The 22,882-nt window shown below is 49.2% G+C and carries 18 protein-coding genes; 11 read left to right on the top strand and 7 right to left on the bottom strand.

Annotation, left to right across the window (positions count from 1 at the left end):
- Positions 1-10: 10 nt before the first annotated feature.
- Both N7386_RS12240 and pabB read right to left on the bottom strand, forming a co-directional pair.
- Positions 11-598, bottom strand: a complete 588-nt coding sequence (locus N7386_RS12240) for a CoA pyrophosphatase (protein WP_279768725.1) — start codon at positions 596-598, stop codon at positions 11-13.
- A 25-nt stretch (positions 599-623) separates the two neighbouring features.
- A complete protein-coding gene (gene pabB / locus N7386_RS12235; protein ID WP_279768722.1) occupies positions 624-2,027 on the bottom strand; it encodes an aminodeoxychorismate synthase component I in 1,404 nt (467 codons plus the stop codon).
- A 121-nt stretch (positions 2,028-2,148) separates the two neighbouring features.
- Between pabB and N7386_RS12230 the strand changes: the two genes are divergently transcribed.
- From N7386_RS12230 to N7386_RS12210, 5 genes are all read left to right on the top strand, one after another.
- Complete coding sequence (locus N7386_RS12230; RefSeq protein ID WP_011622887.1) at positions 2,149-3,693, top strand: fumarate hydratase; 1,545 nt, start codon at positions 2,149-2,151, stop codon at positions 3,691-3,693.
- Between the two features lie 274 nt (positions 3,694-3,967).
- Complete coding sequence (locus N7386_RS12225; protein ID WP_176370314.1) at positions 3,968-6,019, top strand: S9 family peptidase; 2,052 nt, start codon at positions 3,968-3,970, stop codon at positions 6,017-6,019.
- A 137-nt stretch (positions 6,020-6,156) separates the two neighbouring features.
- Complete coding sequence (locus N7386_RS12220; RefSeq protein WP_011717233.1) at positions 6,157-6,615, top strand: GNAT family N-acetyltransferase; 459 nt, start codon at positions 6,157-6,159, stop codon at positions 6,613-6,615.
- A gap of 55 nt (positions 6,616-6,670) precedes the next feature.
- On the top strand, positions 6,671-7,606 hold the full coding sequence (locus tag N7386_RS12215) for a M14 family metallocarboxypeptidase (RefSeq protein ID WP_279768715.1): 936 nt from the start codon (positions 6,671-6,673) through the stop codon (positions 7,604-7,606).
- A 419-nt stretch (positions 7,607-8,025) separates the two neighbouring features.
- Complete coding sequence (locus tag N7386_RS12210) at positions 8,026-8,763, top strand: hypothetical protein (protein ID WP_279768713.1); 738 nt, start codon at positions 8,026-8,028, stop codon at positions 8,761-8,763.
- Between the two features lie 127 nt (positions 8,764-8,890).
- Here N7386_RS12210 and N7386_RS12205 read toward each other — a convergent pair whose 3' ends face one another.
- Entirely contained in the window at positions 8,891-10,267 is a 1,377-nt protein-coding gene (locus tag N7386_RS12205) for an L-serine ammonia-lyase (protein ID WP_011717230.1), read from the bottom strand.
- Between the two features lie 384 nt (positions 10,268-10,651).
- Here N7386_RS12205 and nagZ point away from each other — a divergent pair, with 384 nt between their 5' ends.
- The 3 genes from nagZ (at position 10,652) to N7386_RS12190 (ending at position 13,171) form a co-directional block, all read left to right on the top strand.
- Positions 10,652-11,680, top strand: coding sequence for a beta-N-acetylhexosaminidase (nagZ, locus tag N7386_RS12200; protein ID WP_279768711.1), 1,029 nt, complete (start codon positions 10,652-10,654; stop codon positions 11,678-11,680).
- Positions 11,681-11,761: 81 nt separating this feature from the next.
- Complete coding sequence (ycfP, locus tag N7386_RS12195) at positions 11,762-12,301, top strand: alpha/beta hydrolase YcfP (protein ID WP_279768708.1); 540 nt, start codon at positions 11,762-11,764, stop codon at positions 12,299-12,301.
- Between the two features lie 597 nt (positions 12,302-12,898).
- Positions 12,899-13,171 (top strand): acylphosphatase, encoded by a 273-nt coding sequence (locus tag N7386_RS12190; protein ID WP_011622502.1) that lies wholly within the window; start codon positions 12,899-12,901, stop codon positions 13,169-13,171.
- Between the two features lie 127 nt (positions 13,172-13,298).
- Here N7386_RS12190 and N7386_RS12185 read toward each other — a convergent pair whose 3' ends face one another.
- The 3 genes from N7386_RS12185 to N7386_RS12175 all read right to left on the bottom strand — a co-directional run bounded on the left by N7386_RS12185 (position 13,299) and on the right by N7386_RS12175 (position 18,513).
- Positions 13,299-14,324 carry a peptidoglycan binding protein CsiV gene (locus tag N7386_RS12185; protein ID WP_279768706.1) on the bottom strand — a complete coding sequence of 342 codons (1,026 nt, stop codon included), beginning with the start codon at positions 14,322-14,324 and terminating at the stop codon, positions 13,299-13,301.
- On the bottom strand, positions 14,324-17,806 hold the full coding sequence (gene mfd / locus N7386_RS12180; RefSeq protein WP_279771012.1) for a transcription-repair coupling factor: 3,483 nt from the start codon (positions 17,804-17,806) through the stop codon (positions 14,324-14,326). The genes N7386_RS12185 and mfd overlap by 1 nt, the downstream gene beginning before the upstream one ends.
- An 86-nt stretch (positions 17,807-17,892) precedes the next feature.
- On the bottom strand, positions 17,893-18,513 hold the full coding sequence (locus N7386_RS12175) for a hypothetical protein (protein ID WP_279768704.1): 621 nt from the start codon (positions 18,511-18,513) through the stop codon (positions 17,893-17,895).
- A 94-nt stretch (positions 18,514-18,607) separates the two neighbouring features.
- Between N7386_RS12175 and N7386_RS12170 the strand changes: the two genes are divergently transcribed.
- The 3 genes from N7386_RS12170 to lolE all read left to right on the top strand — a co-directional run bounded on the left by N7386_RS12170 (position 18,608) and on the right by lolE (position 21,880).
- Positions 18,608-19,840 carry a lipoprotein-releasing ABC transporter permease subunit gene (locus tag N7386_RS12170; protein WP_011622506.1) on the top strand — a complete coding sequence of 411 codons (1,233 nt, stop codon included), beginning with the start codon at positions 18,608-18,610 and terminating at the stop codon, positions 19,838-19,840.
- Between the two features lie 97 nt (positions 19,841-19,937).
- Positions 19,938-20,633, top strand: a complete 696-nt coding sequence (gene lolD, locus N7386_RS12165; protein WP_041412654.1) for a lipoprotein-releasing ABC transporter ATP-binding protein LolD — start codon at positions 19,938-19,940, stop codon at positions 20,631-20,633.
- Positions 20,630-21,880 carry a lipoprotein-releasing ABC transporter permease subunit LolE gene (lolE, locus tag N7386_RS12160; RefSeq protein WP_086903269.1) on the top strand — a complete coding sequence of 417 codons (1,251 nt, stop codon included), beginning with the start codon at positions 20,630-20,632 and terminating at the stop codon, positions 21,878-21,880. Before lolD ends, lolE begins: the two co-directional genes overlap by 4 nt.
- A gap of 124 nt (positions 21,881-22,004) precedes the next feature.
- Here the strand turns inward: lolE and suhB are convergent, their stop codons facing one another.
- Positions 22,005-22,808 carry an inositol-1-monophosphatase gene (suhB, locus tag N7386_RS12155; RefSeq protein WP_011622509.1) on the bottom strand — a complete coding sequence of 268 codons (804 nt, stop codon included), beginning with the start codon at positions 22,806-22,808 and terminating at the stop codon, positions 22,005-22,007.
- Positions 22,809-22,882 lie beyond the last annotated feature (74 nt).

Raw genomic sequence — 22,882 nt, 5'->3', positions numbered from 1 at the left:
GAATGCGGGTTTACAGCATCTTCTCGGGAAGACTCAAATGCCGACAGAGGTGATCGATAATCGCCGCCGTCGCGCCCCAGATAAAACGCTGCTGATAGGGAATAAAATGCACGCTGTAATAACGCCCTTGGCGTAAAAACTGTTTGCGGTGGCGATTTTGCGGCTCGATAAAAAAGCTTAAGGGCACGGTAAAACAGTCGGCGACTTCGCCGGGATCGAGCCTTAAGGCAAAATCCTGCTTAATCATGCCTACGACTGGAGTGATTTCAAAACCGGTAAAGGTGTTATGGGCGGGGAAGGTACCAATCACCTCTACATTTTCCCGGCAAAGGCCAATTTCTTCTTCCGCTTCCCTAAGTGCGGCCGTAATGGCGCTGCTGTCACTGGGTTCAATCTTGCCGCCAGGAAAGCTAATTTGCCCAGGGTGCGCCCTAAGGTGCATCGGTCTTTGGGTTAAAATCAGATTGAGCTCGCCCTGGATTTCCTGCAAGGGGATCAGTACCGCGGCTTTACGCAACCCAAGGTGAGGGATAGCCGCGGGATCTTGCGTGGCTAAAGGATGCAGATTAAATCTGAGTCTAAATTCCGCTTGATCCATAGGCTTCCTATTCGTTTCCTGACGCTTATTGAGGGCTATCGAGTAAGGGTAAGATGCGGCTTATCTTATCGAAGCTTTCTTGGTACTCTGCATCGACATTGGAATCCGCGACAATACCGCCGCCCGCCCAGCAATAGAGTTTACCTTGCTCTGCCACGATTGTGCGGATGGTGATACTGGTGTCCATTTGCCCATCTTGGCTGATATACCCCATGGAGCCACAATACAGACTGCGGCGTGAGGGTTCCAGCTCTTCAATAATTTCCATCGCGCGGATTTTAGGCGCACCGGTAATCGAACCGCCGGGAAAGGCCGCCCGCAGCAAGTCACAGGCGTGGTATTGTGGGTCGAGTTTGGCGGTAACGGTACTGACTAAATGGTGCACCGCAGGAAAGCTTTCAACGGCAAATAGATGTGGCACTTGTACAGTGCCGGGCGCGGCGACTTTACCTATGTCATTGCGCAGTAAATCCACAATCATCACGTTTTCGGCTCGATCCTTGGGTGAATGGGCAAGGGCTTGCGCTGCTTGCTTATCTAGCATCGGGTCGCTATGGCGCGGCAGCGTGCCTTTAATCGGTTTGGTTTGAATATCGTCACCGCGCAGCTGAATAAAACGCTCGGGCGAAATCGATAAAATCGCGTTGGCATCAAGCCGCATAAAGGCGGAGAAGGGCGCTTGATTGGCACTTCGTAGCTTGCAGTAAGCGCGCCATTCATCGCCTTGATACTCCGCTTCAAAGCGCTGGGTCAAATTAATTTGATAGCAATCGCCGCTATGCAGATACGCTTGTACTTGATTAAATTTCGCGGCGTACTCAGCTTTGGTCAGCTGCGCCGACCAAGGGCTTGTGAGACGAAATTCGGCCTGCTTTGTGGGTTTGGCTATTTTTACTTCAATTATTTTCAATTGAGTATCGAGGGCGGCATCCCCTAAATAGTGCACCATAAACCAGCTTTGCTGCTGATAATCGAAAATCAATGCCCAGTCGTAAAAGCCAATATTCATCTCGCCGAGGTGAATATCCTGCGCCGCAGTGCAGGGGAGCTGTTCAATTCGACGGCCTAAATCATAACTAAAGCTGCCCATGGCGCCGCCACTAAAGGGCAAATCGCAGGCAAAAGAGTGTGGATACCAATGGCGCAGCAGCTGTTTGACCAGGGTAAAAGGGTCATCCTGCGGGCTGAGGTGAGTCGGTTTGGCTAATTCAGGCTGATGAACTTGAATGTCAGTCTGCTCGCCTTGGGTGATGAGGGTGGCGATGGGACCTGCGCAAATCATATCGAATTTAGCGTCCTGATGGGGCGCATTGGCCGAGTCGAGCAGTATCGCCCAAGGTTCAGCCGCAAAGTGTTCGAAGATTGCTGCTGTGCTGAAAGTCCAGTCAAGTTGGCGTACTGCCAGCGGTAATGCCGCCCTATTTGCCATCAATTAACCCTATCTAAAAATGTGATGTAGCCCAAAAAGATGGGAAAGAGTATCATATTGGCCCAGAAAGAATTACACAAAAAACAAGTAAGGCCCTAAAGGCTGCTGGAGCGCACCTACTATGTCATCTCACCATGAAACGTCTGAAAATGTAGTGATTAAACAAGCCGACTTTATTGAAAGTGTGGCCGATGCCCTGCAATACATCTCCTATTATCATCCCAAAGATTTTGTGGATGCCATGAGCGAAGCTTATGAGCGTGAGCAAAGTGCGGCGGCGAAGGATGCGATTGCGCAAATTTTGATTAACTCGCGTATGTCTGCCGAAGGTAAACGTCCACTGTGTCAAGACACGGGTATTGTGACCACCTTCGTTAAGATTGGTATGGGGGTTAAGTGGGACAAAACCGATATGACCGTGCAACAAATGGTCGATGAAGGTGTGCGTCGTGCTTATACCAATCCAGATAACCCACTGCGTGCATCGATTGTGGCCGATCCTGCGGGTAGCCGTAAAAACACCAAAGACAACACGCCATCCGTCGTGCATATCGATATGGTGCCAGGCAATCATATTGAAGTCGCTATCGCGGCCAAGGGCGGCGGCAGTGAAAACAAAGCCAAGATGGTGATGTTAAACCCATCTGACGATATCGCCGCTTGGGTTGAAAAAACGCTGCCAACTATGGGTGCGGGCTGGTGTCCTCCAGGTATGCTTGGCATCGGTATTGGCGGCACCGCTGAAAAAGCGGCCGTACTCGCGAAAGAAGCCCTGATGGAAAGCGTGGATATCCATGAGTTAATGGCGCGCGGTGCAGAAACCAGCGAAGAAAAACTGCGTTTAGACATTTTCGAGCGTGCTAACAACCTCGGTATTGGTGCGCAGGGTCTTGGCGGTTTAACCACAGTGTTAGACGTGAAAATCAAATCTGCACCTACTCATGCAGCATCAAAGCCTGTGGTGATGATCCCTAACTGCGCGGCAACTCGCCACGTACACTTCCATTTAGATGGTACTGGCCCTGCTGATCTTGCGCCGCCGACACTGAGCGACTGGCCAGAAATCACCCGCGAAGTGGGTAGCGATGTGCGCCGTGTTAACTTAGACACAGTTACTCAAGCCGATATCGAGCAGTGGAAGAGCGGTGAAACCATCCTGTTAAGCGGTAAAATGCTCACCGGCCGTGATGCTGCCCATAAGCGTATCCAAAGCCTGATTGAAAGCGGTGAAGGTTTACCAGAAGGCGTGGACTTTACTGGCAAGTTTATCTACTACGTGGGTCCAGTTGACCCAGTCGGTAACGAAGTTGTGGGTCCTGCTGGCCCAACTACCGCGACCCGTATGGACAAGTTCACCGATCTGATGCTGGATAAAACCGGACTGATGGGCATGATTGGTAAGGCTGAACGTGGTCCAGCGACCGTTGAGTCTATCAAGAAGCACAAAGCTGTGTACCTGATGGCTGTGGGCGGCGCGGCTTATTTAGTGTCGAAAGCCATTAAGAAATCCCGCGTAGTGGCGTTTGCCGACTTAGGTATGGAAGCGATTTACGAGTTTGACGTACAAGATATGCCAGTGACTGTGGCGGTAGACTCAAACGGCGTGAATGCCCATGAAACTGGCCCAGCGATTTGGAAAGTGAATATCGCTAACGCCAAAGCCTAAGCAAATGGCCTAAGCGAATGTCCTTCTTGCAAAAAAGTCGCTTTTTTGAGCGGGATTCGAGCGGGAAAGGGCGGCGAGTGGCACTCAATGACGCCATTCGATGCAGACTGACAATTTGTCACAAAAAAATACGCTCAAGTACGCCTTTTGGCTTGCTTGAGCGTTTTTGTTTCGTTAGTGTGGCAAACTTATCTTCACAAAGACGATTGATGATCGTTTTGACCGTTCATTCGGTACAACTACCGAATGTGTTTAACAAAAGATGGATATAACAATGAAAATAGCTCCTCTCCTATTGGCGCTTGGCGCGGCTGGTTTGGCCTGCTCAGCCCACGCGGCCGATCCTAAGCCTTTTACTGTGCAACAGCTGGTTAAACTCAACAAATTGCATTCAGCCGCGGTGTCCCACGATGGCACTAAATTGGTCTACGGTCTGAAAACCGTTAATGACAAGGGAGAGGCGAGCTCAGATTTATATATTCTCGATTTGACGCAAGCGGACGCTAAACCGATGCAGATCACTTCTGCTGCGGGTACTGAGCACGATGTCAGCTTCGCAAACGATGACAAATCGATTTATTTCCTCGCCAGCCGCAGTGGTTCAAGCCAACTGTTCCAACTGCCATTAACGGGCGGTGAAGCGCAGCAAGTTTCTGATCTGCCATTGGATATCGATGGTTACAAACTCTCTAACGATGGTAAGCAAATCGTGCTTAGCATGCGTGTATTCCCAGAGTGTAAAGACTTAGCTTGTTCAAAAGACAAATTTAAGGCCGAAGAAGAGCGTAAATCGACGGGTCGTGAATACAAGCAGTTGATGGTACGTCACTGGGATACATGGGAAGATCATGCCCGTAACCACTTATTTGTGGGTGTCCTTAACGGCGAGAAGCTGACCAAAGTGGTGGACATCACCCAAGGTTTAGACACAGAAACCCCACCTAAGCCATTCTCAGGTATGGAAGAAGTGACCTTCACTCCTGATGGCAAATATGTGGTGTACAGCGCCAAAGCGCCAAGCAAAGATCAAGCTTGGACGACAAACTACGATCTGTGGCAGGTGAGTGTAAACGGTGGCAAAGCCACTAACTTAACCGCCGATAACATTGCCTGGGACGCTCAACCAACATTCTCCAGCGATGGTCGCTACATGGCGTACCTCGCGATGACTAAACCCGGCTTCGAAGCTGACCGTTACCGCATCATGCTGCGTGATACTAGCACTGGACAGTCGAAGGAAGTGGCACCGCTGTGGGACAGAAGTCCAAGCTCACTGATGTTTGCACCGGACAATCGTACTCTGTATGTGACGGCACAAGACATTGGCCAAGTGTCTATTTTCAAAGTGAATACTCAGTTTGGTGATGTGCAGTCTGTCTACAGTGACGGCAGCAATAGCCTGATTGCGATCGCCGACGATCAACTGATCTTCGACAGCAAAACCTTAGTTGAGCCGGGCGATCTGTATCGCATCAACACCGACGGCCAAGGCCTGAAACGTCTGACTGAAGTCAACAAAGACAAACTGGCCGAAATCAAATTTGGTGAATTCCAACAATTTAGCTTTAAGGGTTGGAACAACGAAGATGTTTACGGTTACTGGATCAAACCTGCTAACTACCAAGAAGGCAAAAAGTATCCGATTGCATACCTAGTCCACGGTGGTCCGCAGGGGTCATTTGGTAACGCTTTCAGTGGTCGGTGGAACGCCCAGTTATGGGCTGGCGCGGGTTATGGCGTTGTGATGGTGGACTTCCACGGTTCAACCGGTTACGGCCAAGCCTTTACCGATTCTATCAGCCAAGATTGGGGCGGTAAGCCATTAGAAGACTTACAAAAAGGTCTGGCAGCGGTGAGCCAACAACAAAAATGGCTCGATCCACAAAATGCCTGTGCCTTAGGTGGCTCTTACGGCGGCTACATGATGAACTGGATCCAAGGCAACTGGAACGATGGCTTTAAGTGCCTCGTTAACCACGCGGGTCTGTTCGATATGCGCTCTATGTACTATGTGACCGAAGAAGTATGGTTCCCAGAGCATGAGTTTGGCGGTACTTACTCAGATAACAAAGCCTTATATGAGAAGTTTAACCCAGTAAACTATGTGGAAAACTGGAAGACGCCAATGCTGGTTATCCATGGCGAGAAGGACTTCCGTGTGCCTTATGGTCAAGGTTTAGCCTCATTTAGCTATATGCAACGCAAGGGTATTCCATCAGAGCTGCTGATTTTCCCTGATGAAAACCACTGGATCTTAAAGCCAGAAAACCTCGAACAATGGTACGCGAACGTGTTCCGTTGGATGGACAGCTGGACGAAAAAGTAACCGAGGATGATGGACTTAAATCCACTGGATATTAAGTCCCGTTAACCTGTTGCCAAAGCCAGAACCCTGTTCTGGCTTTTTAATACTAGGATTGTGAATCTAAGTCAGTTACACACTGGACTTATCAAGGAATGAAGATGCTGATCAGAGCAGCGACTACAACAGATATTGAAGCGATAAGCGCATTAATCACGCAGCTTACACAAGTTTATATTGCTCCCACCTGCACAGATGTGGGCGCTGAAACCTTAGTCAACGCTATGTCTGTTGAGTCAGTGGCTCATTATTTTGCATTAGGTTATCAATATCATGTTGCAATTAATGAGACTGGCGAACTTGTCGGTGTGGTGGGGATGAAGGATAACAGTCATCTTTATCATTTATTTGTGGCGGATATTGCCAAGGGGCAAGGCCTGTCGCGTCAGCTGTGGGAGCTTGCCAAAGCTGAGTGTCTCGCTAAGGGGAATCCCGGCACTTTTACCGTTAACTCGGCGGTGAATGCGCTGCCTGTTTATCAGCACTTTGGCTTTGTTGCACAAAGTGATATTCGCGAGCGCGGTGGGATCCGCGATATTCCAATGCAACTCGTGCTTTGATGTATAGCGATCTTTAACCATAAGACCAAAACATAAAATCAGAAGAAGAGAACCTATGGCGAATGTGAGTTTTTACCCAATCGGGACTGTCGGTGAAAAATGGGGCGATGAAGAAAAGGCCGCATGGTTTGCTAGCACGCAAATTAAACGTTCTTACCAAGACAATGTTGTCACGCCACTAAAGGCGATGGCGTCACAACTGACCGAATTAGGGCTGAGTGTGGTGCAATATGGCGCCTTATCGATTGACTCTGCGCGTTATCCCTTGTTTGCGGTTAAATCTGCTACGTTCGATCCGAACAAGAAAACCGTCTTAGTCACAGGTGGCGTACACGGCTACGAAACCAGTGGCGTGCATGGCGCCATGGCTTTTTTGGCTAACAACGCGGCTCTCTATGCGAGCCGGGTTAACTTAGTGGTGGCAGTGTGTGTGAGCCCTTGGGGTTATGAGACCATTAATCGCTGGAACCCGAAAGCTATCGATCCAAACCGCTCGTTTTATGCTAATAGCCCTGCAGAAGAGTCGGCAGCACTGATAGCACTTGTGGCAAGCGTTCCACAAGGTTTTGATGTCCATGTGGATTTACATGAAACTACCGACTCGGATGAAGATGAATTTCGCCCAGCCTTGGCCGCGCGTGATGGCAAAGACTTTATCCCCGGCATCATTCCAGATGGATTTTACGCCGTAGGCGATACCGAAAATCCGCAGGATGCCTTCCAAAAGGCGATTATCGACGGGGTGAGTAAAGTCACTCACATCGCGCCCGCCGATGAAAAGGGCGAGATTATCGGCTCGACAGTGGTGCAACACGGGGTGATCAATTACCCATTGAAAGCGCTAGGTTTATGCAGCAGTGTGACGGGCTGTATTTATAACACCACCACCGAAGTGTATCCCGACAGCCCATCGGCCACGCCCGCAGAGTGCAATCTAGCCCAAGTCGCCGCAATCACCAGTGCCATCGACTATGTGTTAGCGTTGAACTAGTGGAGTTTTTTGATACTAAGCTTGAACAATCGTAACGCTTGCATGGCGTGAACAGTTGATTTTTCTTAAGTTTCATCCATAAAAAAGCCCTCAAACGAGGGCTTTTTTATGGTCGTTATCAACCGCTGTCGCACTGTACTAATGGTTACTTTAGTGGATACATTTTAATCGTATATGTACCACCATATACATTTCTAAATCTGGCAGATTCTTTTATTCAAGAATAGTTTATCCAATCACTTGTACGCTGAGCGGATACACATATCGCTTTGGATTTACCGTACCGCACAGATAATTCAAGGTGAGGATTGTTAAAATCATTCATCAACAGTAAGTTAGTGATACTTGATGGAGAGGTTTAAACGATTAATTGGCGTTAGTGGCGATTGCCAAACAGCGGTTCACATAAAGGAGTTGTGATGAGAAAGATAAAACAAGTGGCGTTACTGAGTCTACTCTTGTTGGGAGGCTGCGCTTCCTACACTACGCCCGGTGGCAGTGTGGTTATTGGTAGTTTGGCGGAATCGGATATTAATACGCTGATGTCAGTCCAAGCGGCTGCCACATTCCCCGCACATATTGCTGTTGCACGTATTCAGGCGCCGGGTTATGCATCCTATCGTTTAAGCAGTTTTGGGACTGGGCGTTACAGTGTGGTGACAACCCGTGAAGTCGAAACAGAAGCCGATTTTACTCAGCTAGCCAAAATGCCGCAGGTGGCAGGGATTGCACCGTTAAACCGTATTTTATTGCCGGAGCAGTTAGATTCTATCAAATCACTGCGGGAAGCCGCGGCAAGGCTCAAGGCGGATATCTTACTTATTTATACCTTCGATACCTCTTTCCATGCGGGTGAGCAGCAATTTGCGCCGTTAAATGTCATTTCCCTTGGGCTGCTAAAGAATAAAGAAGTGAGTGTGACGACAACCGTATCGGCGGCTCTATTTGATGTGCGCACCGAATATTTGTATGGATTAGCGGAGTCGACGGCTAAGGATAGTCGCAACGCGTCGGTATGGAGCACCTCTGATGCGGTCGATGATTTGCGTAGGGTGACCGAAAAACAGGCGTTTGCGCAGCTTATTCCTGAAATTGAAAAAACATGGGCAGGAGTGATTGCCGAATATGTGAATTCATCAATGAAGGTGACGAACTAAACTTTGATGCGTTTTCAGATAAACAAATGCCGCGCTTAATCGTTTAGGTTGGAACGGTTAAGCGCGGCATGACAGTGTTAAATCGTTAAATCGTTAAATCGTTAAGTCGATTAACAGTTTGAGTGGATTAACACTCAACAATGTTCACTGCGAGGCCACCTTTGGCGGTTTCTTTGTATTTACTGCGCATATCTTTACCTGTATCCATCATGGTTTTAATCACTTTATCCAGTGATACCTTGTGGTTACCGTCGCCGCGCAGCGCCATGCGTGATGCGTTAATCGCCTTGATTGCACCCATCGCATTACGTTCAATACAAGGAACTTGTACTAGGCCACCTACGGGATCGCAGGTCAAGCCTAGGTTATGTTCCATGCCAATTTCGGCCGCGTTTTCAACATGTTCGACAGTACCGCCCATGATCTCGGTCAATGCGCCGGCTGCCATTGAGCAGGCTACGCCAACTTCGCCCTGACAGCCGACTTCCGCGCCCGAAATCGAGGCATTTTTCTTGTACAAAATACCAATCGCTGCAGCGGTTAGCAGGTAACGGGCGCAAACATCGATATCGACTTCTTGCACGAAGGTATCGTAGTAGCACAGCACGGCAGGGATAATACCCGCGGCGCCGTTTGTTGGTGCGGTGACAACGCGATCGCCGGCAGCGTTTTGCTCGTTCACCGAGAGGGCGAATAAATCGACCCAATCCATTGCGGTTAACGGATCGACGTTGTTACGGCCTTCGGCTTTGAGACGACGATAGAGTGCTGGTGCGCGGCGGCGCAGCTTTAAACCGCCAGGCAGAATACCTTCCTTCTGATAACCCCGTTCGATACAGGTTTTCATGGTTTGCCAGATATTCCACAGTTTTGCTTTGACTTCTTCTTCGCTGGCGAGGCTAAGCTCGTTGGCCATCATCAGGGAAGAAATGCTCAGGCCATGCTCAGTACATAAATCCAGTAATTGGGCACTGCTATTAAAATCGTAAGGTGCAGATTCAATTTGTGATGCTGGTGAGGCATTGCGTTGATGGATTTCATCTTCGTCTAAGATAAACCCGCCGCCGACAGAGTAGTAAGTGCGCTCAAAAATACATTCGCCTTTGCTGTAGGCATACAGTGTCATGGCGTTGGCATGGGCGGGGAGCGTTTTACGTCTGTGGTAGGTAATGCCGTCTTCACGGGTAAACTTGACTACTTTGCCGCAGCTGAGGGTGAGGGTCTCGTTTTTAGACACTTGCTCTAGAATGCCATCGATGCTGTCGGTGTCGACGGTTTCTGGATCTTCACCCATTAAGCCTAAAATAACGGCTTTACCCGTGCCATGGCCTTTACCGGTTTGGCCGAGTGAGCCAAACAGTTCTGCTCTTAATTCATCCACTTGGGCAATCTGGCCCGAATCAGCAAGGTGCTGCATAAAAATTTTGCCCGCTTTCATTGGGCCAACAGTGTGTGAACTCGAAGGGCCAATGCCGATCTTGAACATATCGAATACGCTAATCATGATTGAAGTCCTGTTGTGTCTCGATTTTTATTTTAGTCTGTGCGTGGAAGATCTTTGCAGTTACCGCGCCAATACGCTGGTTTTTATGTCGTAAACTCTGGCAAACTGCAGGCATCAACCACACAAAATGTGCTTGTGTGATACGTTTAAGGTCAGTATCCCACAGTTTAGTATCAAGATTCACATTAGTTTTTTTGATTAGAAAGACTTCGGATAAGCTGAGCTTAATTAGCTTATGGTGAATGTCGAATTTATCGGCAACATAATTGCTTTATGGCAAAGTCTGACAGCGAATGGCTCGCTTTTCGGGGATTTTTGTGAACCCAGTGGTCAGTATCGCTATGGTTATTTTTTGAGTATGAATAAGAATTTTTAGGGAGAAATATGAGTTATCTAATGTTGGATCTGCTGTCTTTAGACGTTAGCGAAGCTGAAGCCGAGATGCTGCGCCATCCGCAGGTGGGTGGTTTGATCCTGTTTTCCCGCAATTTTTCCAGCCGTGAGAAGTTAATTAGCTTAGTGCAACAGATCCGCCAAATTCGTCCCGAGATTTTGATTGCCGTTGACCATGAGGGCGGGCGAGTACAGCGTTTCCGTGATGGATTTACCCTGATCCCGGCCATGGCTGATATTTTGCCGGCAGCTAAGGGCGATATGGTTCTCGCTAAACGTTGGGCCTGTGAATTAGGCTTTTTAATGGCCATCGAATTACTCGCCTGTGATATCGACTTAAGCTTTGCACCTGTGCTCGATCTTAATGGCATTAGCCAAGTGATCGGCAAACGTAGTTTTAGTGCAAAGCCCGATGAAGTAATTGCATTAGCGCAGAGTTTTATTGAGGGTATGGCCGAGGCGGGCATGGGCGCTGTGGGTAAACATTTCCCCGGTCATGGTAGCGTGGCGGCGGACTCCCATATCGCGCAACCTATCGATGAGCGTGAAGCTGAGGCGATTTTTAATCAAGATATTTTGCCGTTTAAAGAGTTGATTGCTAAGGGGCAATTATCGGGTATTATGCCAGCCCATGTCATTTATCCTAAAGTTGACCCTAATCCTGCGGGCTTTTCAAGCTACTGGTTAAAGCAGATCCTACGCAAAGAGCTGGGCTTTAACGGGGTAATTTTCTCCGACGATCTGGGGATGAAGGGCGCTGCCTTTGCAGGGGATTATTTAGGTCGCGCTCAAGCTGCCTTGGATGCGGGTTGCGATATGATTTTGGTCTGTAACGATAATCCGGGCGTTATGTCACTGTTAAATGGCTTTGTGTGGCCCGCCTCGGCGCCACAACATCCGGCGAGTTTACTCAAACCCGATGCGGCGCAGACAGCTATCGCACTAGAAAATGCTAGCCGTTGGGAAAATGCCAAGCAGCTGGCTGAGCAAATCCAGCTCGCACAACAGGCAAAAGTTTGATGTAGCGCAAGGTTCTGCAATGAATATTTGCTAGGGTTAGTAGCATGCGCCGTGTTTGGCAGATTGTTAAAAGGTCTCAATATGATTTTTTATCTTCATGGATTCGATGCAACTAGCCCTGGTAATCACGAAAAAATGCGTCAGTTGCAGTTTATTGACCCAGATGTGCGGCTTATCAGCTACAGCACTTTGCATCCCAAGCATGATATGCAGCATTTATTGAAAGAAGTCGCCAAGCAAATGCAGTATTGCGACGATCCCGCACCGTTAATGGTCGGGGTCGGCTTAGGGGCGTATTGGGCTGAGCGAATTGGTTTTTTAAACGGATTAAAGTCAGTGTTAATCAATCCCAATCTTCATCCCGAAGAGACGATGCAAGGGAAAATTGACCGCCCGGAAGAGTATGCCGATATCGCCAATAAGTGTGTCTCTGAATTCAGGTTGAAGAATACCCATAAAGCCATGTGTATTTTGTCTCGTGTAGATGAAGTGCTCGACAGTGAGGCTACGGCCGAGGCGCTTAAGCCTTATTACACCATCGAATGGGATGAGACGCAGGCTCACAAGTTCCCGCAGTTAGCCGCCCATTTACCTAAGATAAAAGCCTTTAAGTTGGGTTAAATCGTTATTCGCTTATCTTTTCGTTAAAAAGGCTTATCGCGGAATATTCTGGCGATAAGCGCTTTTGCATCTGTTCATGTATTCCCTTCAAGAAGCATCCTATTTTCAAGCTGTTGGTGTTTGGTTACCTCGTATGAGTGAACTTAGACCTGCGATGAAGTTATGCTGTTATTTGGAATTGTAGACGGTATATATGGTTGGTTTAGCTGGTTATTTCAGCAAAAAGCATTAAATAGACTCTGTTTGTATGGCTTTATCTATCATTTTGTTGAAATTAATCATGAATTGTGTAAAGTAGCCCCTCTTAATAGTTTGTTACAAAATGCTACAAACTTTTATGCCAATTTGTCCATTCATGGATAACCTTTTGCGTATGTCGCCCGACACAGCTAACAGCGGTCTCGTTAGCTGTTTTTTTATGCTTGCTTTTTTACTCTTAAATCCATTACTTAGCAAAACTCTCCCTTATAACAGCTGAAAACTCGGCTATGCTTAGGCTGGAATCGTTTTTACGTGAGCGACGCAAAGACGCATGATAATAGCCGCATGATAATAACCGCATGCTAATAACAAGGCTCACCTTACAGGGGAGGCGCAATGAAACGGGTGCTTATTCAATTAACGGGAAAAGTGCAGGGCGTGGGCTGCAGACATGCGACCCTAACAAAGGCTCGCACGCTTGGTGTCACAGGTTATGTGACTAACTGCGCCGATGGCAGTGTTGAAATTCTTGCCCAGGGCAGTGATCCTGCGGTGGATAGTCTTATCGCCTGGTGTGAGGTCGGAGTACCTTGTACCGATGGACTGAGGGTGACGGTGAATGAAGACCAAGGTGATGATATTTATTTGGATTTCTCGATAGTGCGCTAATTTTATTTTTATACTTTCGGCGTCGCCTGAATGGCTGTTCACCTCTTAGGCAATAAAAAAACTTAGGCAATAAAAAAGCGGTATGCATTGCATGACCGCTTTTTTATTCGAGCAGGGCTAATAGGTTTTAAGCGTTAGGTTGCGCCATCTTACGGATTTGGATCACCATGCCCATTTCGGGATGATCGAGATAGTGGATCTCATCACTTTTCACTCGGCGATTTTGCTCCAACGGAATAGACATTAAATAAGGCGTCATCACTTTAGCTGGGGCTGCGGCAGTACTTGTTGCTGTATTCATGCTAGCTTCATCGGCTGCCACAGGCATCAATTTGCGGCCTTCTTTACGCAAATTGAGCGCGGTTTCGATATACAGATAATGGCTAAGATAAATATTGAGCGTGCCATCGAGTTGCCACACGGGAGAGGGCTGTAATGGCGCTGTTTCAGTCATCATGCCAGTCGTGCCGTTAGCACCTAGCATTGAGGTGGCCATGGCTTGCTGCACAATTTGACGACCATCGAAGTGATAACTGGCGGAATAATCTTTACCCGCAAACAGGCGAATGGGCACTGAGCCACTCTTACCCATCATAGGTTGTTGCCACGTCATATGCAGTAAGCTGCGGTTACCACGTTCTCTCGATAGGCTATTGATGATACTGGCAAATTGGCCTTGACTGCTGGCGAGTAATACTGGGCCACTGCCTTGAGACGCATAGGCTTGGCTACCACTGCCGATTTCCGATGGGATCACATTCGGATAGCGATAGCTGGTCACCGCATTTGAGCTTGCAGTGCTTGGGCCTGAAATGGCTAAAGTACTGCCGTTACTCATCTCGGGAGTGGCGTCCGTATTTGCTCCAGTGCTGGTGTTTTCAGCGCAATGGCTATTGGCATCGGCGTCATACACTAAGGTGCAGGGCGCAGATTCATTGCTCATGGAGACCACAGCTTGACCCACAACCGGTGAAATCAGATCGATAGCGCGGTTGGTTTTGGTCTCAATTGGCGCCATCGGCCATTGTTCAGTCGATTGGCTTTGGCGTTCAAAAATATAGACTTCAACCTCGAACCAAGCTTCAGCACGGGCAAGTGAACTGTGTGAAAGTGCAATAAGTGTAGCGATAGAGACCGCGAGTTGACGTAACACTATTTATCTCCAAGACGATGTTGCGATAGTTGTTCGAGCAAGAGTTTGACCAAAGCGAGCCTATCTTTTGCCGTTTCGGCATTGAGGATGAACTTTAACTTATTCGGCCCATCCATTCGATAGATTTGTGGCTGACTTTGCAGTAATCCGATGATAAAGCCGGGATCAATCACATGATCATCATTAAATTCGATGCTGCCGCCCTTGGCATGTACCTCAATTTTAGTCGCGCCCAGCCGAGTTGCCTGATGTTTATATAACGTCATTTCCATCAGGTTTTTGGTGGCGTCTGGCAGCAGACCGAAGCGGTCGATAAGCTCAACCTTGAGTTCATCTAAGGCTTCTTCACTGTCACAACTGGCGATGCGCTTATAGAGTGACAGGCGAATATTCACATCACCGACATAGTCTTCCGGCAATAGCGCAGGAATTCTTAGCTCCATCTCACATTGCTGATTGAGCATTTGCGCCAGCGATGGCTCTTTACCCTGTTTGAGCGCCTTGACCGCCGACTCCAACATTTCCATGTAGAGACTAAAGCCGATTTTAGAAATATGCCCGCTCTGTTCATCGCCCAATAACTCGCCCGCGCCGCGAATTTCTAAGTCTTGAGTTGCGAGCATAAAGCCAGCGCCTAAATCCTCTAGGGCGTCGATGGCTTCGAGACGTTTGCGAGCATCGCTGGTCATGCGTTTAGGATGCGGCGTCATCAAATACGCATAGGCTTGATGGTGAGAGCGTCCGACGCGGCCACGCAGTTGGTGCAACTGGGCTAAGCCGAAGGTGTCAGCACGTTCGATAATAATCGTATTCGCACTAGGGACGTCGATACCGGTTTCGATAATAGTGGTACAGACTAACACGTTGAATCTTTGGTGATAAAAGTCCGACATCACCCGCTCAAGATCCCGCTCACGCATTTGGCCATGGGCCACCACCACCCGCGCTTCGGGTAGCAGGGTACTAATATCTTGGGCGCATTTCTCAATGGTTTCGACATTGTTGTGTAAATAATACACTTGGCCACCACGGAGGATTTCACGCAGTATGGCCTCACGCACGGTAGCGGGATCGGATTCGCGCACAAAGGTCTTCACCGCCAAGCGCTTAGCGGGAGGAGTCGCAATAATCGATAAGTCGCGCATCCCCGACATCGCCATGTTTAAGGTGCGGGGGATCGGAGTGGCTGTGAGGGTCAAAATATCCACGTTGGCGCGTAGCGCCTTGATTTTCTCTTTTTGTCTTACGCCGAATCTGTGTTCTTCATCGATGATAAGCAGGCCTAAGTTTTCAAATTTTGCCTCGGATTGCAGCAGCTTATGGGTGCCAATCACTATATCGACTTTGCCTTCTTCGAGCAGTTTCAGCACTTGAGTCTGCTCTTTGGCGGTTCTAAAGCGTGACATCACCTCAATTACGACGGGCCAGTCGGCAAATCTGTCTTTAAAGTTTTCGTAGTGCTGCTGGGCGAGTAGCGTGGTAGGCACCAGCACCACCACCTGCTTACCCGCATTCACCGCCACAAAGGCGGCGCGCATCGCGACTTCAGTCTTACCAAAGCCCACGTCACCGCAGACGAGGCGGTCCATGGCGACGGGGGATTGCATATCGGCAAGTACGGCATGAATCGCGCTTTCCTGATCGACGGTTTCTTCAAAGGGGAAACCTTGGGCAAATTGCGCATACTCTTCATCGTTGATGTCGCAGCTCTCACCTGGGCGAGCTTGACGGCGAGCGTAGACATCGAGCAGCTCGGCAGCCACATCGCGGATTTTCTCAATCGCTTTATTCTTTGCCTTGGCCCAAGTGTCGTTACCGAGTTTATTGACGTGAGCCTCGCCATCGGCGCCGACGCTGTAGCGGCTGATCATGTGCAGGTTAGACACGGGCACATAGAGTTTATCGCCGCCCGAGTATTCCAGCTGTAGGTATTCGGCCACTAATCCGCCGGTATCTAAGGTGACTAAGCCTTGATACAGCGCCACACCGTGCTCTAAGTGCACAATCGGCTGGCCGACTTTGAGCTCGGCTAAGTTTTTGATCAGAGTATCGTTGCTGATCTGGCGCTGTTTTTCACGGCGGCGCTGCTGGGAGATACGATGACCAAAGAGTTCGGTTTCGCAGATGATGCTGACGGCGGTTTGCTTTCCTAGCCCGAGTAAACAACCACGGGAGAGGGGAGAAACGATTAAACCCAGTTTGGCATCACTTTGAATAAACTCATCAAAATGGCCGAATAACGCTGGTTTTAACTGGATTTTACTTAAGAGTTCGAGCAAGGCTTCGCGGCGGCCTTCCGATTCGGCACTAAATAACATTCGCGGCGCACGCTCGGCGTAATCTTGCAGCGCAATCAGTGGTTGCTTTAACTTGTGATTAGCGCTTACCTCGGGCAACACACTGGCATCAATCTGCACTGCGCCAGCGACGGCATCGGGTTGTGGCGCAATAAACTGATAGCGAGGCAGCGGCTTAAAGGCGGCAAATAATTCTTCTATCAGTAAATACAGCTCTTTGGGTGCCAACAGCGGCCGCAATGGGTCGACCCGTCTGTCTTCATAACGGGTTTCCACCTCCTGCAAATGAGCACGGGCGGACTTTTCGATATCGCCTAAGGTGACTAACTGAGTGTCCTTCGGCAGATAATCGAACAGTGTAGCGACCTCATCGAAAAACAGTGGCAGATAGTTCTCAATGCCCGCGGGCATCAAATTGCGGCTCACCAGTTGATAAACTGATTCAGGCTCTTTGACTATGACCTCAAAGCGTCGGCGATAACGTTGCCTAAAACCTTCGATGGCGCTGCTGTCGGTGGGGAATTCCTTGGCGGGTAACAGGCGCACCGCATCGACGGGAGTGGATGAGCGTTGGGTTTCAGGATCGAAATGACGAATGGTCTCGACTTCATCATCGAACAGTTCGATACGCAGCGGCATATTCACGCCGGTGGGGAATATATCGAGAATCGAGCCACGAATGGCAAACTCGCCATGTTCGTAAACCTGTTCGACCAAGTGATAACCCGTGTCAGTTAACTGTTGGCGCACATCATGGAGTTGATATTTATCGCCTTTTTTAAGCACAAACACATTGGAGCTTAAATAGGATTTTGGCGGCAAGCGCATCATCAGCGTCGTCACCGGCACTATCACTACGCTGTGCTCGGCTTGGGTGATTTGCGACAGGGTTTCTAAACGCTGGGAAATCAAATCCTGATGGGGCGAAAAACTGTCGTAGGGCAGAGTTTCACGGTCAGGGAACAGTCGCACCTTAATCGCACTTTTGGCCAACAAATAGTTGAGCTCTAACTCGATACTCAATGCCGTCGGTGTATCACTGGTCACAATCAGTGTTGTGCCCTTGTGTTGGCGAACTAGGCTGGCGAGGGTAACGGCTTGACCAACCCCGGCGAGACACGACAGGGTTTGCATCTGAGTTCCATTTTTGACAACGGGCGGTGTTAGGGCTGAAATTTGTGTCATTGGCGTGGGATAAACTGATTCATTCACAATAAGTTGCGTTCATTGTAGTGACTTGGGCGCTAGGGTGCCAGCAAAAACGCTAGCCTTTATTGGCGCTCGTCACGGGCCTGTTTACGCAGTTTAAGTTGTTTTTGTTGCACATTGAGGCTCGCTTTGACCAGTTGCTCGACATCCGCATCCAATATTTGACTAAACTCGAGGTCAACGAGATAGGGCGATGCGGCGTTGGGGCTCTGTACTTGCAGCCCATCGGATTGGCTATCCTGTGAAACTAAGCAGGCCGTGACCTTGGCAAAACATAAAATGGCGACCAATTCCTCGTGGATAAATAAGGTCACTTTATATTGGCGACCAAGGGGGAGGGCCTCTTTGCTCATCAGGCGAATACCACTGCCACCAAACTGACAACCGCTAAACTTCTCGCCTTCTTGCACTTCTTTTTCGAGCACATGTTGCAGGACTAAATCGACCTTGCGGGATTGGAGTTTGAGAAAGTCCACCACTACCTTGGCTTCGTTGTCTAAATGCCGCAGTTGCAGCAGGCAACTGGCCTCGAGGGCTTTGACTTCGCTCAGTAGCTGGATCCCTAAGGATTGCATTGATCTTAAAGCCATTTCACTGGGTAGTGGCTGGTTTTCGTCCCAAAGGCTTAAGTAAGCGGTGAAGGGATGAGGCACACTAAAATACGGATTGGTGTCAGTGAACAAGGCTTGCCTCTTTATTTATAGGACCTAAACCCCTATTATCGTGCCCATCTTTATGATTTAGCAAGTTCAGCACACAGGACGCAGCCCTCTTTCAATGGATCTTCGATTTCCTCTCTACGTTGGTTACCGTTATTGGCGGGCCAGAAAAGCAAACGCCTTTGCTTCTTTTATTACTTTATTTGCCGTTTCGGGCATTTTTTTAGGGGTAGCGGCCTTAATCGTGGTCAGCTCAGTGATGAATGGCCTCGAAGGACAATTAAAACAGCGCATTCTAGGCGCCGTCCCCCAATTAACCGTGGTGACTGAGGCGCCCTTAAGCGATTGGACCATTCCTGCGGACAAACTCAAAGCCTTACCGGGCGTGCAGGGCGTGACGCCGAGTGTGTCGACTCAAGCTATGGTGCAGTCGGCGGCTAATATCCGCGCCGTGCAAGTCTTTGGGGTGTTTCCAGAGCTTGCCGAAAAACTCTCTATGGTGGCGCAGCATACCTATTCGGGCGCGTTTAACGAGCTAACTAGCGGCCAATATAAGGTCATCTTAGGCAGTGAGCTTGCCCGCCAATTAAAGGTGAGCCCGGGTGATACCGTGCGCCTGTTAAGCGGCGATGGCGTGGTATATTCGCCGCTCGGCCCAGTCCCTAGCCAACGCAAGTTTTTAGTGTCTGCCGTGTTTGAGATGGGCTCTCAGGTGGATGCGGGCGTTGCCTATATTCATTATCAAGATGCCAAACGTTTAATGCGTCAACCGAGCGATGAAATCAATCAGTTAAGACTGTATTTGAGCGATCCTTTTATGGCGCCAGCACTGGCTAAGGATGTAAAGCAGGTTCTTACTCAGCAGGGCATTGAGGCTACGACCAGTGATTGGCGCGACACCTATGGTCATCTGTTTAGTGCCGTGAAGATGGAGAAAAACATGATGTCGCTGATGTTGAGCCTGATTGTGGCCGTAGCGGCGTTTAATATAGTGTCAGCGCTGGTGATGATGGTGGTGGATAAAACCACCGACGTGGCGGTACTCAAAACCCAAGGCTTACGTACCTCGGCGGTGATGGGCATTTTTGTGGTGCAAGGTTTATTGAATGCGGTATTAGGTTTAGTACTGGGGCTGGTGGTCGGTATTCTGCTCACCCTTAATTTGAATGGCATTATGGCGACCCTAGGGATTTCCATTTTAGGCACTGGGCAAGTGCTGCCGGTTAAATTAGAACTGGGACAATTGTCGATGATTATTGTCGGCACCTTAGTCGTGACCTTAGTGGCGACCCTTTACCCCGCATTGCGAGCGGCACGGGTGCAACCTGCCACGGCGCTGCGTTACGAATAGCAGCGATGTAACAAATTACAACGTCGCTCCCATGATGAGAGGCGTGTTTGGACATGGGGTTTATACATGTCATTTAGAATCAATAGCGAGAATCTCAATGCAAGACGTGTTACTGCAAGTGCAGGCGGTGAGTAAGAGTTATCACGATGGCGATGTGACCACTCAGGTGTTGTCTGAGGTGGATTTACAGGTATTTAAGGGCGAGCAACTGGCGATTGTCGGCACATCCGGCTCGGGCAAGAGTACGCTGCTGCATATTATGGGCACCTTAGATAAACCTTCTGCCGGCAAAGTATTGTTAGCGGGTGAGGATTTATATCAGGTGAGCAGTGCTCGTCAGGCGCAGATCCGCAACCAAGATTTAGGTTTTATCTATCAGTTTCATCACCTTTTGCCTGAATTTAGTGCGCTGGAAAACGTGGCTATGCCGGCGTTTATTCAAGGCAGAGACCGCGCTCAGGCTCAGGCCGATGCCAAAGTGTTGCTCGAAAGAGTAGGGCTTGGGCACAGAATGAGCCATATTCCTGCCGAGCTTTCGGGCGGCGAGCGTCAACGGGTGGCAATCGCACGGGCGCTGATCAACAAACCCAAACTCGTACTGGCCGATGAACCGACGGGAAACCTCGATGCCAAGAGCGGCGAGGCGGTCTATGAGCTGATCCGCGAATTAGCTAATCAACTCGGAACGGCGTTTGTGGTGGTGACTCACGATCCTAAATTAGCGGCGCGGATGGACAGACAACTCACCATGAAGAATGGTTATCTGCAAGCTGTTGCGGAACACGCCCAATGAAAGGACCATTAGCCCTCTCCATTGGCTGGCGTTTTTATCGTGCGCGCCAATCCAATAGTTTTATTAGTTTTATCTCCTTTGCATCGACTGCGGGCATTGCGCTAGGGGTTGCAGTACTGATTGTGGTGCTCTCGGCCATGAATGGTTTCGAGCGTGAGTTAGAGCAGCGCTTGTTAGGCGTGATCTCCCAAGCCGATGTGGTCGGCGTGAATGAGCCGATTGCCGACTGGCGTGCGGTTGAGCAAACCGCCATGCAGATTGAAGGCATTACGGCGGCGGCACCTTTTATTCGGATGCAAGGATTAGTGCAAAAGCCCGGTGGTTTTCAGGGGCTTGCCGTTGTGGGAATCGACCCTGAGCAAGAGGCAAAAGTCTCGACCCTCTCGCAATTTATGTCGAAAGAGACTTGGCAAGGCTTGAGCGAGGATGACAATCACATCGTCCTTGGCGAGAGTCTGCTGAAAAAGTTAGGCCTCGAAGTTGGCGATACCCTCGCTCTGTATGTGCAAGATCTTGACCCTGAACATGCCGGCAGTTTACGGGCGGCCAAGAGCCATCGTTTTGTGGTGTCGGGTGTGTACCGCCTAGGTGGCGAGCTTGAGTTAACCACGGCGTATATTCCGATGCGCTATGCGGCGAATATTCTGAATTTACATCAAGGTGTCACTGGGGTGCGGATCAGTGTGGCGCAGGTGTTTGATGCGCCAGCGAAAATTCGTGAGTTGGGTTATGCCTTAAACCAGTCCGTTTATATCAGTGATTGGACGCGCACCCAAGGGCATTTATACCAAGATATTCAATTGGTTCGCACCATTATGTATCTCGTTTTGGTATTAGTGATTGGCGTGGCCTGTTTCAATATAGTCTCAACGCTAGTCATGGCGGTGCGGGATAAAGCCAGTGAAATCGCCATTCTGATGACCATGGGGTTAAGCCGCTTGTCTGTGATGGGGATTTTTATGGTGCAAGGCGCGTTAAATGGCCTTGTAGGCTGTGCCCTTGGCGGCGTGATCGGGATTGCGACTGCGGTGAATCTCAGTGGTATTGCCCGTGGTATTGAGCAGTTGCTCGGTATTCAACTCCTGTCGGCCGATGTGTATTTTGTGGATTTTCTGCCGTCAGAGCTGCATATGACGGATGCTGGTTTAGTGATAGCTACGGCGTTTGTGATGAGTCTTATCGCAACCCTGTATCCCGCGTGGAAGGCGAGCCAGATTGGCCCTGCGCAAGCATTGGCGGGTAGATAGAAAGTCTTTGAGCTGACATTAGCCAAAGCGCGGAATAGCTAAAACAGAATAACGAAAGCAGCAAACAAAAAGGCCAGTGAATTCACTGGCCTTTTTAATATGCGTTACGCTTGGAAGGGCGTGATTAACGCTTTAAACCTTCGTTCAGCAAAGGACGCATGGTTTTCACTAACTCAGTGGTCACCTTTGGTGAACCTGCAACGATGTTGCCAGAGATCAGGTAGTTATGACCGCCAGTAAAATCGGTGACTGTGCCACCCGCTTCGCGGCAGATTAAGTCGCCAGCGGCGATATCCCATGGCTTTAAACCGATTTCGAAGAAACCGTCTAAACGGCCAGCCGCTACATAGGCTAAGTCTAATGCAGCAGAACCTGCGCGGCGTAAGTCAGAACACTGACCGAACACTTCGCCAAAGATTGCCATGTAGCTTTCGGTGTGTTGACGGGCTTTGAATGGGAAACCTGTACCGATAATAGTTGGAGCCAGTTCAGTCACATTGGTTACGCGGATACGGAAATCGTTTAATTTGGCGCCTTTACCACGGATAGCGGTAAATAATTCTTCACGAACAGGATCGTACACAACGGCAACTTCAGTTTTGCCTTTGTGTTGCAGTGCAATAGAAACTGCGAAGTGGGGAATGCCTCTAACGAAGTTGTTAGTGCCATCCAGAGGATCAACTATCCATACATAGTCTTTATTTTCGCCACGGTTTTCGCCTTTTTCTTCACCCACGATAGTGTGATCAGGGTAAGATTTGCGAATTTGATAGGTAATGGCGGCTTCTGCTTCCTTATCTACACTGGTAACAAAATCGTTGACACCTTTAGCACTGACTTCAACTCGGTCAAGTTCAGTGTAGGCGCGCATAATAGTTTGGCCGGCCGCGCGGGCAGCGCGAACAGCAATCGTCAGCATCGGATGCATTGCAATCCCCTGGATGTTAAAGAACGTTAAAAATAGCGGGCGGCATTATACTCGATTTGAATGTTATATCAAAT

Origin of the sequence: Shewanella sp. GD04112, assembly GCF_029835735.1 — a bacterium.
Taxonomy (GTDB): domain Bacteria; phylum Pseudomonadota; class Gammaproteobacteria; order Enterobacterales; family Shewanellaceae; genus Shewanella.
This window is presented reverse-complemented; position numbering and strand designations above follow the sequence as displayed.